The organism is Streptomyces sp. NBC_01450, assembly GCF_036227505.1.
Taxonomy (GTDB): Bacteria; Actinomycetota; Actinomycetes; order Streptomycetales; family Streptomycetaceae; genus Streptomyces.
On sequence record NZ_CP109480.1, the window covers coordinates 9,327,256 to 9,344,617 of the forward strand.

14 protein-coding genes and 3 pseudogenes are annotated in these 17,362 nt (G+C 69.1%); 8 read left to right on the plus strand and 9 right to left on the minus strand.

The features are described from left to right. Positions 1 to 31 precede the first annotated feature (31 nt). The 7 genes and pseudogenes from OG568_RS41590 to OG568_RS41620 all read left to right on the plus strand — a co-directional run bounded on the left by OG568_RS41590 (position 32) and on the right by OG568_RS41620 (position 4,771). Entirely contained in the window at positions 32 to 193 is a 162-nt protein-coding gene (locus tag OG568_RS41590; protein WP_329536668.1) for a hypothetical protein, read from the plus strand. Then, positions 154 to 721, plus strand: a pseudogene (locus OG568_RS41595) (transposase); the annotation flags it as partial. The gene OG568_RS41590 and the pseudogene OG568_RS41595, both read left to right, overlap by 40 nt. A gap of 537 nt (positions 722 to 1,258) precedes the next feature. Then, a complete protein-coding gene (locus tag OG568_RS41600; protein WP_329535247.1) occupies positions 1,259 to 3,043 on the plus strand; it encodes a reverse transcriptase/maturase family protein in 1,785 nt (594 codons plus the stop codon). Positions 3,044 to 3,149: 106 nt separating this feature from the next. Continuing rightward, positions 3,150 to 3,656 (plus strand): annotated as a pseudogene (locus OG568_RS41605) (ISL3 family transposase); the annotation flags it as partial. A gap of 93 nt (positions 3,657 to 3,749) precedes the next feature. Then, positions 3,750 to 3,956: pseudogene (locus tag OG568_RS41610) on the plus strand (IS701 family transposase); the annotation flags it as partial. A 78-nt stretch (positions 3,957 to 4,034) separates the two neighbouring features. Further along, complete coding sequence (locus tag OG568_RS41615) at positions 4,035 to 4,496, plus strand: pyridoxamine 5'-phosphate oxidase family protein (RefSeq protein ID WP_329535248.1); 462 nt, start codon at positions 4,035 to 4,037, stop codon at positions 4,494 to 4,496. A 41-nt stretch (positions 4,497 to 4,537) separates the two neighbouring features. Beyond that, positions 4,538 to 4,771 carry a hypothetical protein gene (locus tag OG568_RS41620; protein ID WP_329535249.1) on the plus strand — a complete coding sequence of 78 codons (234 nt, stop codon included), beginning with the start codon at positions 4,538 to 4,540 and terminating at the stop codon, positions 4,769 to 4,771. Between the two features lie 312 nt (positions 4,772 to 5,083). Here the strand turns inward: OG568_RS41620 and OG568_RS41625 are convergent, their stop codons facing one another. After that, positions 5,084 to 5,764: a cysteine hydrolase family protein gene (locus tag OG568_RS41625; RefSeq protein WP_329535250.1), complete on the minus strand. Its 681-nt coding sequence runs from the start codon at positions 5,762 to 5,764 to the stop codon at positions 5,084 to 5,086. Between the two features lie 209 nt (positions 5,765 to 5,973). Beyond that, positions 5,974 to 6,621, minus strand: coding sequence for a molybdopterin-dependent oxidoreductase (locus OG568_RS41630; RefSeq protein ID WP_329535251.1), 648 nt, complete (start codon positions 6,619 to 6,621; stop codon positions 5,974 to 5,976). A 445-nt stretch (positions 6,622 to 7,066) separates the two neighbouring features. Between OG568_RS41630 and cynS the strand changes: the two genes are divergently transcribed. Next, positions 7,067 to 7,510, plus strand: coding sequence for a cyanase (cynS, locus tag OG568_RS41635; protein ID WP_266417160.1), 444 nt, complete (start codon positions 7,067 to 7,069; stop codon positions 7,508 to 7,510). Positions 7,511 to 8,080: 570 nt separating this feature from the next. Here the strand turns inward: cynS and exaC are convergent. The 7 genes from exaC to xylB form a co-directional block, all read right to left on the minus strand. Beyond that, positions 8,081 to 9,604, minus strand: a complete 1,524-nt coding sequence (exaC, locus tag OG568_RS41640; protein ID WP_217570694.1) for an acetaldehyde dehydrogenase ExaC — start codon at positions 9,602 to 9,604, stop codon at positions 8,081 to 8,083. Between the two features lie 56 nt (positions 9,605 to 9,660). Then, entirely contained in the window at positions 9,661 to 11,016 is a 1,356-nt protein-coding gene (locus tag OG568_RS41645; RefSeq protein WP_329536592.1) for a GAF domain-containing protein, read from the minus strand. Between the two features lie 133 nt (positions 11,017 to 11,149). Next, positions 11,150 to 11,752 carry an N-acetylmuramoyl-L-alanine amidase gene (locus OG568_RS41650; protein WP_329535252.1) on the minus strand — a complete coding sequence of 201 codons (603 nt, stop codon included), beginning with the start codon at positions 11,750 to 11,752 and terminating at the stop codon, positions 11,150 to 11,152. A gap of 101 nt (positions 11,753 to 11,853) precedes the next feature. Further along, positions 11,854 to 12,867 carry an acetamidase/formamidase family protein gene (locus OG568_RS41655; RefSeq protein ID WP_329371269.1) on the minus strand — a complete coding sequence of 338 codons (1,014 nt, stop codon included), beginning with the start codon at positions 12,865 to 12,867 and terminating at the stop codon, positions 11,854 to 11,856. Further along, entirely contained in the window at positions 12,864 to 14,348 is a 1,485-nt protein-coding gene (locus OG568_RS41660; protein ID WP_329535253.1) for an APC family permease, read from the minus strand. The genes OG568_RS41655 and OG568_RS41660 overlap by 4 nt, the downstream gene beginning before the upstream one ends. A gap of 222 nt (positions 14,349 to 14,570) precedes the next feature. Further along, the gene (locus OG568_RS41665; RefSeq protein ID WP_329535254.1) at positions 14,571 to 15,779 is read right to left on the minus strand and encodes an ROK family transcriptional regulator; all 1,209 of its coding nucleotides are present in this window, start codon (positions 15,777 to 15,779) and stop codon (positions 14,571 to 14,573) included. A gap of 58 nt (positions 15,780 to 15,837) precedes the next feature. Next, a complete protein-coding gene (gene xylB, locus OG568_RS41670) occupies positions 15,838 to 17,283 on the minus strand; it encodes a xylulokinase (RefSeq protein ID WP_329535255.1) in 1,446 nt (481 codons plus the stop codon). Positions 17,284 to 17,362: the final 79 nt, after the last annotated feature.

Here is a 17,362-nt window from a genome sequence, read left to right on the forward strand (position 1 = left end):
TCAGATGGGACTCGTAAGAGGATCCGTGACCATGGCTGCACCCAGAATGTATCCGCGGGAGTTGAGTGAGCGTGCGGTGTGGATGTACCGCACCGCGGATACAAGGGCACAGGTCAAGAAGCTGGCCGTCGATCTCGGCGTGCACCCGAGGCCCTGCGTGGCTGGATGTACGGGTATCACCGCCGGACGGTGACGGACATGCCGGTCGACGGCCGTCCGGTCGTCGTCCATCCGCGTGTACGGCGGCTGGAATGTCCGGCCCTGGGCTGTCGGCGGCAGACCTTCCGCGAGCAGGTTCCCGGCCTGCTGGAGCGCCATCAGCGCTGCACGGTGCGGCTTGCCGGGCAGATATCGCAGGTGGCACGGGAGTCGTGCAGCTGGGCGGCCGTACGCCTGGCCGGACTGCCAGCCGTGCCCGTCTCCCGCAGCACCGAGCTGCGCCGTCTGCGGCGCCTGCCGCTGCCGCAGCAAGCCGTCCCGCGGGTGATCGGCGTGGACGATTTCGCCCCGCGCCGCCGCCACCGCTACGCCACGGTCATCACGGATGCCGAGACCGGCAGACGCGTTGCGGTCCTGCCCGGCCGCGAGACGGCCACCCTGGAGTCCTGGCTGCGTGACCATCCTGGTTGGTGCCGAGGTCGTGTGCGGGGACGGCTCGGCCACCTGCACAGAGGCCGTGTGTCGCGCCTTGCCCGACGCGGTGCAGGCCAGCGACCGATGGCAGTGCGCCATGAGGCGCCTTGTCGTATCCCCGACTCAGTCGGGATGAATTCGGAAGGAGATTCTTGGGTCTGATGGCTTACCCGATCTGGAAACGGTGACGGGACCAGAGCATGCCAGGAAATCGACGGTCACTCTCAGGCAGTAGAGGCGACGCGTCGAGGGGCCCGCGTGACACGGTGAAAGCTGAATTGCCTGAACCCCAATTCCCAGGAGATTGAAGGTCGAATCCGTCGGAAAGCTGCCCGTAACCGACGCCGCATCCTGCGACGACTTGATGCCATGGTCGACGCACCTTCCGGAATGCGGAGCGATGCCCAGTGAGGGCATTCAAGGGAATGAGTGGGGCACCTACATCACGCTAGAACGTACGACAAGGACGAACATGGGATCGCCTACGGGAAGAGATCTTCCTATGGCGACGGAGGCCCCGTAGTAGTCGCCGGAGTCACGACCGGCCAAGGAGGACGGGAAAGCCGTCCACATCGGGCGAAGGGGACCAGGTGATCGGACACTCAAGACTTGGGAGGTATGCGAAATGCAGAGTGCCGCAACGGTGCTGGGTGTCCTCCGTGAACGCGGCAGGCGTGGCCTGCCGTGCAACGAACTGTATCGACAGCTCTTCAATCCGCAGTTGTATCTCACGGCTTACGGACGTCTGTACTCCAACAAGGGAGCGATGACGCCCGGAGTCACTGGAGAGACCGTGGATGGCATGTCGCTGGGCAAGATCGAGCACGTCATTGACGCGCTGCGCCACGAGCGCTACCGATGGAGCCCGGCTTGCAGGGTCTATATCCCGAAAGGGCGGGGCAGCACGAAACTGCGCCCGCTCGGCCTGCCACCCTGGAGTGACAAACTCGTCGGCGAGGTGATCCGCCTGCTTCTTGAGGCGTACTACGAGCCGACGTTCTCCAACTCCTCACACGGTTTCCGTGCCCGCCGGGGGAGCCACACCGCACTGCGCGATGTGGCCAATACCTGGACGGGGACGGTCTGGCTTGTCGAGGGCGACATCGCCCAGTGCTTCGACCGGCTTGACCATTCGGTCATGCTCAGAATCCTGGGAGAGGAAATCCACGACAACCGGTTCCTTCGGCTCGTGCGCAACATGCTCAAAGCCGGATACCTGGAGGACTGGATCTGGAACGCCACGCACAGCGGGAGTCCGCAAGGCGGGGTTGTTTCACCGATCCTGTCCAACATCTACCTGCATAAGATGGACGAGTACATCGAGAACGTTCTGATCCCGGAATACACCCGAGGCAGGGTCAGGAAGCCGAACCGCGCCTTCTTCAGGGTGTGGGCGGCCATGCAACGCGCCCGCAAGCGTGGCGACCGCATTCAGTTACGGGAGCTGCGTAAGCAACTCCGCAGCATGCCCAGCATGGATACTCAGGATCCTGGCTACAGGCGGCTTCGGTATGTGCGCTACTGCGATGACACCCTGCTCGGGTTCGCCGGACCAAAGGCAGAAGCTGAGGAAATCAAGGAGCGGTTGGCGCAGTTCCTGCGTGACGAACTCAAGTTGGAACTGTCGCCAGAAAAGACGCTCATCACGCACGCCCGCACCCAGGCGGCGAGGTTCCTCGGCTACGACATCACCGTGCACCACAACGACCGCAAGATCACCGGCGGAAAGCGTTCCGTCAATGGGGTCATCAGATTGCGCGTCCCTCGTTCGGTGGTAACTGCCAAGCAGGCCCAGTACATGCAGCGCGGCAAACTCGCGCGTCGGCCCGAGCTGCTGAATCAGGACGATCACGTCATCATCAGCACCTACGGGTCCGAGTACCGCGGCATCGTCCAGTACTACCTGATGGCCGGCGACGTCTTCCGACTCGCCCGGCTGCAATGGGTCATGGAGACCTCGATGCTGATGACGCTCGCCAACAAGCACCGCTCGTCGGTGTCGAAGATGGCACGCAAATACGCGACCACCATCGACACGCCGCACGGGCCGCGCAAGTGCTTCGAGGCACGCGTCGAACGCACCGGCAGGAAACCGCTGGTCGGACGGTTCGGCGGGATCCCGCTGCGACGGGACAAGAAGACGGTCATCAATGACCGTCGGCTGGCCCCGGTCAACACCAAACGCAAGGAGCTGGTCACCCGGCTCCTCGCCGGGCGGTGCGAGTCCTGCGGGCGGATCGATGAGGTGGAAGTCCACCACGTTGCCAAGCTCGCCGACCTCGCACGACCAGGCGACCGGCCTCCATGGGCAGATCTCATGGCCGCACGGCACCGCAAGACCCTTGTGGTCTGCGGAAGTTGCCACGCGGCCATCCATGGCAAGAAACCCGCCCCAGCACTCACGGAGTAGTCACTGGAGAGCGACGTGCGGGGAAAACTCGCATGCGTCGTTCGGGCTGGGGGCCGTGGGAAAAGGGCCTGCTCAGCAGGCACCTCGCCGACGGCCCACCAGTACCCTCTGGCGAAATCTCTGCGACAAAGTCCAGCTCGAGGTCCGCACGCATGCCGGATGCTGGGCCACCATCAACCCGCCCCGCCCCGGCGGCGTACGCGAGCAGACCACACTCGAACGCTGGAACAAGATTCACGACCTCCTCGGCCAGGGCGTCGGCCTGCTCGACTGCTCCCGCCGCCTCGGCCTGGCCCTGAACACCGTCAAACGCTACGCCCGCATGCCCCAACCCCAGGCCCTGCGCATCGCCCTTCCCGCCTACCGGTCCACCCTCGTCGCCCCTTACCGCGGCCATCGGCGCGGCCGGCGCGCGGTCGATCCGGCAGTCGCCGTCATCCCACTACTGCGGGAGATCCGGGAGTTGGGCCATACCGGCAGCGCCAACCTGCTGGTCTGCTACCTCAACCAGGGCCGCGCTGAAGGCGACCGCCCCGTCACCACCCCGTGCCACGCCGGCCGCCTCCTGCTCACCGTCCCCGAGAACCTGCGCCCGAAGGAATCGGCCCTGCTGGAGAAGAACGCCGCCGCGGTCAGACTCGGTTGATGATCCGACGGATGGTCGCCGCGCTCGGCGCGATGCGCACCGTGAAGGCGGACACGATCGGTCGCAGGTTCCAGATGGCGGGTGGAGGAAACCTTCCGAAGTGAGAAGGGGCTGGCCGGACTGGATGAGCACCAGGTCCGCCGCTCCCCTTCCCGGGCCCGCTGGGTCACCCTCGCGATGCCGGCTCGTGCCTTCCTCGCCGTCGTCCGCGCCGACGAACACGCACACCGCCCCGCGCCGGGCGACCTGATCCCGCTGACCTGCAGCTGAGGGGTTCATCGGTCGCTGGGAGTAGGTCCTGCGCCTCAGGCGCGCTTCGCGCCTGCTTGGCTAGGGTCGGTCCTCATGGAGACCAGGGGAATCGTTCGCCGCCAGACGGCGGAGCGTATGCGCGACGCTCTGGAGCGGCTCGTTACCGAGCGGGATGTATGGGTGTCGACGGCTCACCCTGATCACGGGCCGCACCAGGTGCCGCTGTGGTTCTTGTGGGATGGGCGAGCAGTGTGGATGTGCACCAGCGCCACTTCCGTGACTGCGCGGAACGTCCGCAAAGAGCCGCGCGTGCGCCTGGCGCTACCGGACACCTTCGACGTGGTGCTCCTCCAAGGTGACGCGGAGTGCTTCCCGGAACAAGAGGTGCCCGAAGGTGCAGCGGAGGCGTTCGCCGACAAGTTCGGGTGGGATCCACGCGTGGAAGAGGGTTCCTTTCTGTATGTACGAGTGGCCCCAAGGACTGTGCGCGCTTGGCGCGGCGAGCCGGAGCTACGCGGGAGAGTCATCATGCGTGACGGGATGTGGCTGGAATAACAACCGTCCCTGGCCGAAGGTAGTGGTGGCGGACCGGCATCGTGATGCTGGTGCTTGCCGGTACAGCTTTGGCAGTGGCCCTGACTGCGCCGGCGTCGAACCGGTGGTGGTGGGTCGGTGGCTTCGGCACCTACTTCTTGGCCGTGGTCTTTCACATGACCAACTGGATCTATGGCCGGGCGCTTCTGACGGTGACCGGAGTGGAGTTCCGTACCTTCGCCAGCAGGCGATCGATTCCCTGGAGCGAGATCGCCGGTATTGAGAAGCGGCAGTGAGTGTCGCGGAGCGGGCTGTGGTGGGATCTGCGGGTCGTCAGGGTTCGTGGGCGTGCGCTCACGATTCCCGAGACCCTCACCAACCGGATGATGAATGCGGAGATTGAGCAGAAGCAGGCGATGATCGGGGCGAGTGCGATCGGCGTGCGAAGTTCTCAAGTTCCCTGCTGCGACCAGTAGGTCGCTGAGGGTCGGCTGGCTCGAAGACTGGCATCGCCGCCCCCGGCATCTGACCCCGGACATGGCACCGGCGGCAGCGTACGGGCTCCGGGAACGTGTTGGGCTCCCATAGTCCGGTCCGTGTCCGGATCTTCAGCCGGTTCCCTGAGACGGTTCGGCAAGCCGTCCTTCCAGTGCGTCGGCGTTGAGGAGGTGGACGCCGATGCCCGCCAGTTCGGTCAGCGCCGAGTCTGTCACCCGCGAGACCGCGTCCCGCACCAGCGCGACACGGAAGTCCCGCTCGGACGCCTGCACGATGCTTGCTCGCGGGCAGTTGGGCAGGTTACACCCGGCGAACACCAAGGTGTCGACAGCAAGTTCATGCAACAGCTCCTCCAAACACGTGCGATGGAACGCTCCCCAGCGCGGTTTGAAGACCGCGTAGTCGTGCGGGCCCAGGCGCTGGGGACGGCCGGACAGCAGCAGTGCGGAGTCCAGGGCGGGTGCTGCCTCGGGAAGGATTCCGTCGGCCGGCTCACTGCCCGCAGTGCCTGGCGCGGCGATCCGTACCCCCGACTTTAGTAGCCGCCGACGCACCAGGTCGGCGTCGCCTCCGCCGTCCTCGTACAGGCGCACGACGTGCACCACCGGTCGCCCGGCAGCCCGGAAGGCGGACACGGCCCGCCGCAGCGCGGGCAGGATCTCTGTGGTGCCCGGCACGCCGTAGGGGGCTTCGGAGAGGAAGTCGCGCTGTACATCGATCGTGATCAGGGCGGACGTCGCGAAGTGCGGTGCGGTGTAAGGGTCCTGCAGATCAGGCTCTGACGTCGTCATCTGCTGCTGTACCTGCCGGGTCCTGGAGACGGTCCGGGGACGGGGAGACGCGGGCGGCCCGCCGTGGGATCACCACCGCTGCCAGAGACCCTGCCGTTGAACGCGCGAGCATGATCACCGCGGCTTTGGCAGGCATCTGAGGACACCACCATAGGCACTCTCGGCAGGGGAGCGGGGCCCGATGATCAAAAAGGTGGGGTGCTGCCGTGCTAGGAGGTCGGAAGCGTTGGCCCGTCGCCCTCTTGCTCCTGGTAGGAGTAGCGCTGCTCCTTCCAGGCGTCGGCGATGTTGTGGTAGCCGCGTTCCTCCCAGAAGCCGCGCCGGTCCGCGGTCAGGTACTCGATGGCGCGCAGCCACTTGGGGCTCTTGTAGCCGTAGAGGTGCGGGACGACCAGGCGCAGTGGGAAGCCGTGCTCGGCGGTGAGGGGCTCGCCGTTGTGGTGGGTGGCCAGGAGGGTTTCGGGGGTGGTGAAGTCGGCGAGGCGGAGGTTGGCGGCGTAGCCGTACTCCGCCCAGGCCATGACGTGGGTGACGTCCGGCGCGGGCGGGACCAGGTTCAGGACGGCCGCGGCGGGGATCCCGTACCACTCGTGGTCCGTCGAGGTCGGACCGGTGGCGCAGTGGAGGTCGGCGACCACCGTGGTGCGGGGGAGCACGGTGAGGTCGTCGAACGTCCACGTGTGCTCGTCGCCGGTGGCGGTGGCGCCGAAGACGCGCAGGTTCCAGCGTTCGGGGCGGAAACGGGGGACGGGGCCGTAGTGCGAGACGGGCCACCCGTGCACATGGCGCTGGCCGGGGGGAATGGGGCGCGGGGCGCTGGGGGCGCTGCCTGCCGCATTGAGGCGATCGCTTCCCACGAGGGCTCCCTTTCCTCCGGTCGGACCTTCCACGCAGGTAGCGTAGGTGTTCGATCCTCATGGTGCTGACCTCGGGGCGTCCGGCGGTCCACGCGCGGTCGTCCCCGTCCGGCACGTGGCGGCCGGGCGTGGCCGACTTCACGGGACCTCCGAATGGCAGCCCCTTCGCCGACCAAGCGGTCATCCCGGTGCGGGCCGGCGGAGCGCGAAGGGTCGCGATCTTGCGCGAGCCGACGGACACGGCACGACGATGGACTGCACGGGGCCGTACGAGCGTCGACCCCGGAGCCCGTACACCGGCGGAGTCCGCGCCGAACTCGACCAGCGTGCAGGCGGCATGTTGTGTCATGGCACCGGCCCCGCCAACGCCTGACGGGTCGTGGCGTTGGGCATTCTCGTCTGGTGTGACGTGCCAGTAGGGCCACCGTCGTCAAGGGAGATGCACATGCTGAGCAAGCAGGAAGCCGCCGAAGCCGTACGTCAGGCCAAGGTGAAGACCGGGGTCACGTGGGCCCAACTGGCCGAAGCGGTCGGCAAGCCGCTGGCCTGGACCACGGCGGCTCTGCTCGGCCAGCACCCGATGGGCAAGAACGAGGCGGCCACGGCGGCAGCATTGCTCGAACTCGGCGACGATGCCGCTCTTGCCTTCCAGCTTCAGCCGACCCGGGGAGCCCTGGATGCGGCCGTCCCCGTGGATCCCACGATTTACCGGCTCTACGAGGTCGTCCAGGTCTACGGGCCGACCATCAAGGAGCTGATCCACGAGCAGTGTGGCGACGGCATCATGAGCGCGATCAACTTTCGGCTCGACGTCCGGCGTGTTCCCGACCCTGCGGGCGACCGGGTCGTCATCACCCTCGACGGGAAGTACTTGCCGTACCAGTGGTAGCGAGCGCGACCCCTCCGGGCTCCGTTGAAGGGACTTCTCGTCTCAGGCTCCGGCCAGTCCTTTTGGGCAGGCGCCGTCCCAGGACGCGGGCCTCGTACTCTGAGGGCCACTCCGTTCTCCCACGCCTCGTATCCGCCACTCGACCCGGTCCAGGCCGCTTCCGCGTGCCGTCCGCTGGGTCGGGCACCAGTTCTCTTCCGTCTGCAACGACTGCTGCGGCCAAGACCGTGAACCGAAAGAGGGCAGCGGTCAACGGGTGCCACTCGACGCGCCGAGCCGGACGGAGCATCCAGGGCCTCTTCCGCTACTACGCCAAGTTCCTGGCCGAAGCGCGGAACCATGCGAACCGGCTGATCGAGGAGTCCATGCAGCGGTGGGAGGCGCCGATGGGCGACGCGGAGGGCGACTTAGCGGGACCTTGGTTCGGAAATGCCCCGGAACTGCTGGTCAGAGCTGGGATACCAGTGGGAGATATCGGGAGTAAGGGTGCATCTCGACTTACGGCCTAGTCGTGCGCCGCGGAGGGCGCCTGACGGGCATATCGCCTGGTCAGGCGCCCTTTTTCTGTGTCTAGAAGAAGCCCAGCTTCTTCGGCGAGTACGACACCAGGAGGTTCTTCGTCTGCTGGTAGTGCTCCAGCATCATCTTGTGCGTCTCGCGGCCGATGCCGGACTGCTTGTAGCCGCCGAACGCCGCGTGCGCGGGGTAGGCGTGGTAGCAGTTCGTCCACACTCGGCCCGCCTGGATCGCCCGGCCCGCGCGGTACGCGGTGTTGATGTCGCGTGTCCAGACGCCGGCGCCGAGGCCGTACAGCGTGTCGTTGGCGGTCTTGATGGCGTCGTCGAAGTCGTCGAACGACGTGACCGAGACGACCGGGCCGAAGATCTCCTCCTGGAAGATCCGCATCCGGTTGTCGCCCTCGAAGATCGTCGGCTGGACGTAGTAGCCGCCCTTCAACTCCCCGTCGTGCTCGATACGTTCGCCTCCGGTGAGGATCCTGGCGCCTTCCTGTCGGCCGATGTCCAGGTAGGAGAGGATCTTCTCCAACTGGTCGTTGGAGGCCTGCGCGCCGATCATCGTGTCGGTGTCGAGAGGGTGGCCCGGCTTGATCAGCTCGGTGCGGGCGACCGCGGCCTCCATGAACTCGCCGTAGTGGCCCCGCTGGACGAGGGCGCGTGACGGGCAGGTGCACACCTCGCCCTGGTTGAGCGCGAACATCGTGAAGCCCTCGAGCGCCTTGTCCCGGAAGTCGTCGTTCTGCGCCCAGACGTCGTCGAAGAAGATGTTCGGGGACTTGCCGCCGAGCTCCAGCGTGACCGGCTTGATGTTCTCCGAGGCGTACTGCATGATCAGCCGCCCCGTCGTGGTCTCACCCGTGAACGCCACCTTCGCCACCCGCGGGCTGGAGGCGAGCGGTTTGCCCGCCTCCACGCCGAAGCCGTTGACGATGTTGACGACGCCCGGCGGCAGCAGATCCGCGATCAGGCTCATCCAGTAGTGGATGGAGGCCGGGGTCTGCTCGGCGGGCTTGATGACGACCGCGTTGCCCGCCGCCAGCGCCGGGGCGAGCTTCCAGACCGCCATCAGGATCGGGAAGTTCCAGGGAATGATCTGAGCGACGACCCCGAGCGGCTCGTGGAAGTGGTACGCGACGGTGTCGTCGTCGACTTCGCCGAGTGAGCCCTCCTGAGCGCGGATCGCCCCGGCGAAGTAGCGGAAGTGGTCGATGGCGAGCGGGATGTCGGCGGCCAGGGTCTCGCGTACCGGCTTGCCGTTCTCCCAGCTCTCGGCGACCGCCAGCTTCTCCAGGTTCGCCTCCATCCGGTCGGCGATCTTGAGCAGGATGTCGCCGCGCGCGGTGACGGAGGTGCGGCCCCAGCCGGGCGCGGCCGCGTGCGCCGCGTCCAGGGCGCGCTCCACGTCCTCGGCGGTGCCCCGCGCGACCTCCGTGAACGGCTGCCCGTTGACCGGACTCGGGTTCTCGAAGTACTGCCCGCGAGCCGGCGGTACGTACTCGCCGCCGATGAAGTGGTCGTAACGCGCCTGGTAGGAGACGATCGCGCCCTCGGTGCCGGGCGCCGCGTAACGGGTCATGCTGGTCTGCCTCCCGGAGAAGCGCTGCCCGCCGTTGGGCAGCTCTCGCCGCGAGGCTAGGAGCGCGAACGTTGCAACGACGTTGCGGACGCGGCAGGTCGGCCCCCCTGCTCAGCGGCCGACCGACGCCGCGCCGCGAGCACCGCGGGGTGCGGACGGCCCGGCGGCGCGGCCTGTTCGCGCTCCAGCTCCTCCAGGCGCGCCCGCACCGCCGCCGTCGGGCGTACGGCGGCCAGTGCCCGCCATACGTCGAGGTCGTCCTCGCCCCACGGGGCGCACGCCCAGTCCGCCAGCAGGTCGGGGTCGCGACGGGCGATGAGCGCCGTACGCAGCCCGTCGGCGAGGCGGCGCCGCAACCGCACCACTGCCGGAGCCCCCGAGCCCGGCAGCAGCGGACCGGCGTACACCGCCGCGGCCGCCGTGACCGCACCCGTGCCGAGCCGCCGTTCGACGACCGCCACGTCGGACTCGACCGGCGCCGTGAGCCGATAGGGCCGCGAGCCCAGCAGGCCGGGACCGAGGAGCCGGCGCAGCCGGGTCAGCTCGGCGCGCAGGGTCACCGGCGTCACCGACTCGTCCTCGTACAGCGCGCACAGCAACTCGTCGCCCGACAGTCCCTCCGGGTGTCTGGCCAGCAACACCAGGATCTCACTGTGCCTGCGGCTGAGCCGGACCTTTCGGCCGCCCGCGACCAGTTGGGCCTCGTCGCGGCCGAGCGCGGTCAGTTCCACCGTCTCGGCCGCTGCTTCCGCCGGTGCGAGCAATGCCAACTGGGACTCGGCGGCCCGCGCCACCGCCTGCACGAAACCGAGGCTGTGCGGATGTGCGAGCCCGTCCCCGCCCGTGATGTCCACCGCGCCGAGCACCCGCCCCGTGCGCGGATCGTGCACCGGCGCCGCGGCACACGTCCAGGGCTGGACCCGGCGGATGAAGTGCTCGGCCGCGAACACCTGCACCGGTCGGTCCACGGCGACCGCCGTTCCCGGCGCGTTGGTGCCGACCGACGACTCCGACCAACGCGCGCCCGGTACGAAGTTCATCCGCCCCGCTTGCCGCCGCGTCGCCGGATGTCCCTCGACCCACAACAGCCGGCCCTGCGCGTCGCACACCGCGAGGAGATGCTCGCCGTCCGACGCGAACGTCCCCATGAGCTCCCGGAAGAGCGGCATCACCCGGGCCAGCGGATGCTCCGCCCGGTAGGAGCCCAGGTCGCCGTCCGTGAGCTCCACCCGTGCCGTTCCGTCCGGCGCGACACCGGCCCGTGCCGATCGCCGCCAGGAATCGGCCACCACCGAGCGCACCGGTCGCGGCACCGTGCCCGCCTGGGTGAACACCTCGTGCGCACGGCGCAGTGTCCGCACCCGCTCGACGGGGTCGGCTCCTGCTTCGAGTGCCACCCACGGTTCGGTCAACGTGGCCTCCCGGTAGGCGATGCGGCTGAGACCATCGTCACTCCCGGTGTGGGCGCGGACAAGCACTGGGACGGTGCTCCTTGCGCGGCGCTCACATCGGCGTGGGCCGTCGGCGCGTCGCGGGGCCCCTCGGTCAGGCGAGGTTGACGAGCTTTATGTACCGCGTCCAGTCCCAGTTCGACCCGGGATCCGTGTGGTCGGTGCCCGGTACCTCGTAATGGCCGATGATGTGAGCCCGGTCCTTGGGGATGCCGTACTTCGCGCAGAGCGAGGCGGTCAGCTTGGCCGACTCCTCGTACAGTGCGTTGGTGAAATAGGCGGGCCGGTCCACCCAGCCCTCGTGTTCGATGCCGATGCTGCGGGTGTTGTAGTCCCAGTTCCCCGCGTGCCAGGCGATGTCACGATCCTTGACGCACTGGGCGACATGCCCGTCGGCCGATCGCACGAGGTAGTGCGCGGACACTTTCTTCTCGGGGTTCTGGAAGATGGACACGGTCTTGGGGTACGTCTCCTGCGTGACGTGAATGATCACGTAGTCGAGCGAATAGGCCGTCGGTCGAGCGGACGCCGTGTAGTTGGAGGTGGTCGCCGGTGCCCATTCGGCGAGCGGATAGTCGACGGTCGTGGTCTCCGCTGTTGCCTGCGCACCGGGAAGTAACACGTAGGGGAGGGCGGCGAGGGCGGCGCCACCCTTGAGCAGGCGGCGCCGGCTCGGGAACGAACTTGCCCGTTCCATCGGGGAGTTGCCTTTCCGTGGTGGAGGACGCTTCGTTGGTCAGGTCAGGTCAGGTCAGGTCAGGTGAGGTGAGGTGAGGTGAGGTGAGGGGACCGTCCGGCTCAGCGGCGCAGCATCGCGGCGGTCTCGCGCAGTCGCGCATGCAGGCCGCGATGGGTCTCGCGCGGGGGCAGCCACTCCTTGCGGAGCTTGGCGACGCAGGTGTAGTTGGTGTCGCAGACGTTGGCGAGCGGTGACTCGACCGCCTGGGTCGCGAACTGGTACGCATCCAACTCGCTGAACCCGTAGTCGCGCGCCAGCCACTGCACCAGGTCGAGCTGCGATATGCGGAACGCGTCCTCCAACGGGCGTGCCGAGCCGGTCGAGATGATGTGCGTGTCGGACTCGATGCGCGGCCAGGGGGTGGCGACTCCCTTCAGCAGCTCGACGATCACCACCGTGTTCATCGCGCACTCGACGGCCACACCACACGTCTCGCCCTCGCCCTGCCGCGCATGCCCGTCACCGAGGCTCAACAGGGCCCCCTCGACGTTCACCCCGAGGAAGCACGTGACACCGGCGCGCATCTCCGGAGTGTCCATGTTCCCGCCATGCGCGTCGGGCACCAGCGCGGAGCGCACCTCGAGGTTCGCGGGCGCCACTCCGACGGTGCCGTGCATCGGGTCCATGGGCAGCTCGATCCTGATGTCGCTGTCCCGTGCGCTGAACAGGGCGGTGTGCCGCTCCCGGTCGAGCTGCCAGATCCACACGGTCTCCGGCAGCGGAGGCTGCAGGGTGGCCGTGGTGTGCGTGGAGGTGAGCGCGCCGAACAGCGGGACCGTCGTCGAGGCCGCCCAGTCGCGAGCCGGCTCGATCGACACGAAGTGCACCGCCACGGTGTCGCCCGGCTCCGCGCCCTCCACATGGAAGGGTCCGGTCTGAGGATTGAGGAACGGGAACTCGCACACCTCGGACACCAGGTCCTTCTCGGAGCGCACCCGCCCGGCGAAGCAGTCCTCCGTGTACAGATCGAGGACGGTGCCCGGCGCGATGCGTGCCACGGGTGGTGCGCCGCCGAACGTCCAGGCGTACTCGCCCGGTTCCGGGCGCACGGTCAGGATGCGGGGGTCACTCATGGCTGCACGGCTCCGCTCTGCCGAAGGTCGGGGGACGAGGTCTCGTCGAGGTGGACACGGGCGGTCTCGGCTATGCGCCCCGGGTGGCGGCGCAACAGGACGATCAATACCACGACCCCGGCCGTCATCCAGACTCCGACGACCGGTCCCGCATACGAAACGGGCGCGGTGAGTTCGGAAACGAAGTCGAAGACGGGCAGGCCCGCCGCGGTCAGCAACGCGGGGACGAAGGCGACGATGCCCAACAGAGGGAAGATCAGGTGTCGCACCGGTTTGAACAACTCGCGTCTGCGGCGTAGGAAATAACCCGCACAGGCGAGGTTCACCACGATGTACACGCCGATGACGACCGTGACGATCACCGTCGCGAGCAGCAGGAACGCCGTGACGGGGTCGTAGTACCGGCCGAGGCCCAGTACAGCCGCGACCGCCACGGCGAACTGCGCGGCGACTCCGGCGACGGGGGAGCGGTGTCTCGCATGCACATGCGCGAAGAGCCGTGGGAAGACCTTGATCCGGGCCAGGGCGAAGGCCGTGCGGGTGGAGACTGTCGCGCAGGCATTGGCGTTGGCGATCGTGGAGTTGACCACCGCCAGGAACACGAGCACCCAGAACAGTCCGAACGACGCGCGGGCCACGCCTTCCCAGGACGCCGCGCCGGAGGCTCCGAAGCCCCCGAGGCGGTCGGGGCCGAAGTACACCGAGATGGCGTACGTGGTGAGGACGTAGAAGAGACCGATCCCCAGTGCCGCGCCGAGGACCGCACGGTGCATGGTCCGACGGGGATCCTTCGTCTCCTCGGCGAGCGGTGCCGCCGCCTCGAATCCGGCGAAGGCGAGCACCGTGTAGACCGATCCCGCGAACACGCCGCTGACGCCTTCGTATCCCTTGGCCGTGTGAGAGGTCCCGAACACCGACAGCGTGTTGCCACCTCCGGCCTTGGCGATCAGCCATACCGCGAAGACGAGGAAGACCAGCACCTCGAAGACGCCGAGGACGGTGCCGAAGCGGGCCGAGGCGCGCACTCCGAAGTATCCGGCGACCGCGATGATCGCCGCGCCCGCGAGCGACCACGGCCACCACAGGTCGTCCGGGTAGGAGGACCACTCCTGGTGCAGGGTGCCCGCCGTCGTGAACCCGAGTTGCAGGAGCAGCAGCGGTGGCACCAGCGCCTCGACGAACACGTAGCCCCAGCCGACGAGAAACCCCACCGTCGGATGCAGCCCCTGGGCCGCGTAGGTGGCCACCGAGCCCGCGGCGGGCAACTGTCGTGCCAGCTCGGCCACGCAGGACGCGGTGAAGAGACATGCGACGAGCGCTATCACCACGGAAAGGGGCAGACTGCCGCCCGCGAAGGCCGCGCCCGACGGAATGGACGCGGCGACCGCCGCGGCCGGCGCCATGGCCGTGATGCTCTGGAACAGGACCTCCCGCAGCCCGACAGCCTCGCGCCGCAGTCCTGGAACCGTCTCCCCCGACATCTGAACCCCCCGATCCCCGATTCGCCCGGACAGCCGGCCATTGGTCCGACGGCTGCGCCTCGCGTGAATTACGGTACGGCGCTTGCCGGTTGGGCGGGAGGGCACGGCGCGCGTCGGTGGACAACTCCGGGACTGTGGACAACTCGGTCACCCATGAGGGAGAAAGAGACCCTGAGTACCGCGCCGTCGACCGCGATGACCGCGTCGACCGAGATGACCGCGCTACGCCCGCTCCGCGAACCCGGCCGGATCGTCGAGCACCGCCCGCACGACCGAGTGGGCGGCCCCCAGCAACGGCCCCTCGGGTCCCAGCGGTGACACGGACACGGCACAGGCGGGGCCCGCCGTGCGCCGTGCCAACTCGCCCTCCAACGACGGCAGCAGCCACGGCGCGAGACCGGACAGCGCCCCACCCAGCACGACCGTCTCCGGATCGAGCAGGTTGACCGCCCCCGTGAGCGCGATACCGAGCGCGGTCCCGGCGTCCCGCAGGGCACGGCGTACCTCCACATCGCCCTGGGCGGCGCGCTCGGCCAGCAGCCCGACACGGTCCTCGCGTGGCTCCAGACCGGCCGCGCGCAGCACGGCCTCCTCACCCGCGTACTGCTCGAGGCAGCCCCGTCCGCCACACGGGCAAGGAGGCCCCTCCGGCCGCACCGGGACATGCCCCAACTCGCCCGCGAAACCGCGCGTTCCGCGCAGCAACCGTCCGTCCACGACCACGGCCGCACCGATGCCGATCTCCGCGGACACATGCAGGAAGTCGCGCGGGGTGGCGTCGCCGAGCCACAGTTCCGCGAGGCCGCCGAAGTTGGCCTCGTTGTCCACGGTCAGCGGGAGGTCCCCGGGCAGCAGCGCGCCCAGGTCCGTGTCCTGCCAGTCGAGGTTGGGGGCACGAACCACGGTCCGGGCGTCGCGGGCCACCAGACCGGGCACCGCGACCGCGAGGCCCGCGGGCCACAGCCCCTCCCGTTCGGCCTCGGCTATGACCTGTCGCACCAGCGCGGTCAGCTCCCGCAGCACCGGCTCGGGCGGCCGGCCGCGGTTCGTGCCGTGTCGCACCGCCCGCGCCCGTACGGCACCGCGCAGATCGACCGCGCACACCGCCAGATGGTCGACACCCACCTCCGCGCCTATTCCGGCGGGGCCGTGCCCGCTGACGGCGAGTGCCGAGCCCGGTCGTCCCACCCGTCCGGGGCGCTCGGGGCCCAGCTCTTCGAGGAGCCCCGAGCGGATCAGCTCGTCCACCAGCGTCGAGACCGCCGCCCGCGTCAGACCGATGCGCGAGGCGACGGCGGCACGCGACAGCGGCCCCTCCGCGCTCACGGTGTGCATGACACGGGAGAGGTTGCGGCGACGCATGCCTTGTTGGGTGTCGGGCAGTCGACGGCCGGAACCGGTCGGGTGGGCCTCGTGCAGCGGTGCGGTCATGCCTCCGTCGGTCCTCTTCCGGCCGGTCCCTCTCGGGGCTGTCCTCGTCCGTGCTCGCTCAGTGCTTGTCCGGCTCCCGCTCCAGGAGCGGGGCCGCGTCGGAGAGTACCCCGGCGATCCTGGCCAGCGTCTCCTCGTCCCGGTCCACGGCGTCGAGCACCGGCCCGTGGGCCGTTCCCCAGCGGCGGGCCACCGCGGCCGGGTCCTCGCCGGTCAGCAGGCCCGCGGCCTGCGCGGCGGCGCCCAGTGCGACCAGTTCCTTGGCCTCGGGCACCTGAACCGGACGTCCCGACAACCGGCGTACGGTCTGCTGCCAGGCCGTTCCCCGGGCACCCCCGCCGATGAGCAGCAGCGGCGCGGAGCGGTCCGCGTCGGGGTCGAGCACCAGGTCGAGGGCGCCGAGGAGCGAGTGGACCGCGCCGTCGTACGCCGCCTGCAGCAGCTGCCCTCCCGTCGTGTCGTGCCGAAGGCCGTGCAGCAGCCCCGAGGCATGGGGCAGATTCGGGGTGCGCTCACCGTCCAGGTAGGGGAGCAGCGTCACGCCGGCTCCCGGTTCGACGGCCTCGCGGTCGAGGCCCAGCAGTGCCGCGACACGGTCGACGGCGAGCGTGCAGTTCAGGGTGCACGCCAGCGGAAGCCAGTCGCCGCGCGCGTCGGCGAAGCCCGCGACCGTGCCGGTCGGGTCGGCGGGGCGCCGTGTCGAGACGGCGTACACCGTGCCGGAGGTGCCGAGGCTCAGTACGGCGGTGCCGGGGCGCAGTCCGAGGCCGAGCGCGGCGGCGGCGTTGTCGCCGGTGCCGGCGGCGACCAGCGTGCCCTTGGAGAAGGGCAGCTCATCGCGGGCGTGCACGGTTCCGGCCACCTCGCCGGGCCGGGCGATGCGGGGGAGCAGGGCCGGATCGAGTCCGACGTGCGCGAGGACCTCCTCGTCGTACCTCTCCGTCCCGGAAGCCCACCAGCCCGTACCGGAGGCATCGCCCCGGTCGGTCGTGCCCTCTCCCGTGAGGCGCTCGGTGAGGTAGTCGTGGGGCAGCCGTACGGCCGCGGTCGCGCGGACGGCGTCGGGCTCGTTCTCGGCCAGCCAGGCCCATTTCGTGACCGTGAAGGAGGGGCCGGGCACGCTGCCGGTGCGCTCGGCCCAGACCTTCGGGCCGCCCAGCTCCTCGACCAGTCGGCGGGCCTGCGGCGCCGAGCGCACGTCGTTCCACAGCAGGGCCGGGCGTACGGGATCGCCCTGGGCGTCGAGGGTGACGAGCCCGTGCTGCTGGCCGCCGATCGACACCGCGGCGGCCTCGTGGGCCGCCTCGCCGCACTGGTGCAGCGCCTCGCGGAGCGCGTCCCACCACTGCCGCGGATCGCTCTCGCGCCCCGCCCCGGTGGAGACGGTGTGCGACGCCTGCCCGCTCGCCACCACCTCTCCGGTCGACGCGTCGACGACCAGGGCCTTGGTGGACTGGGTGGATGTGTCCACCCCGACGACGAGCGGACCCTCGGCTGCTGACATCGGGCTCTCCCTCTTCCGCGGCTCCGCGGGATCTGTCCTGGTGGTGGGGCTTCTGGACCTGTGTGGCCCAGGTTTCGCA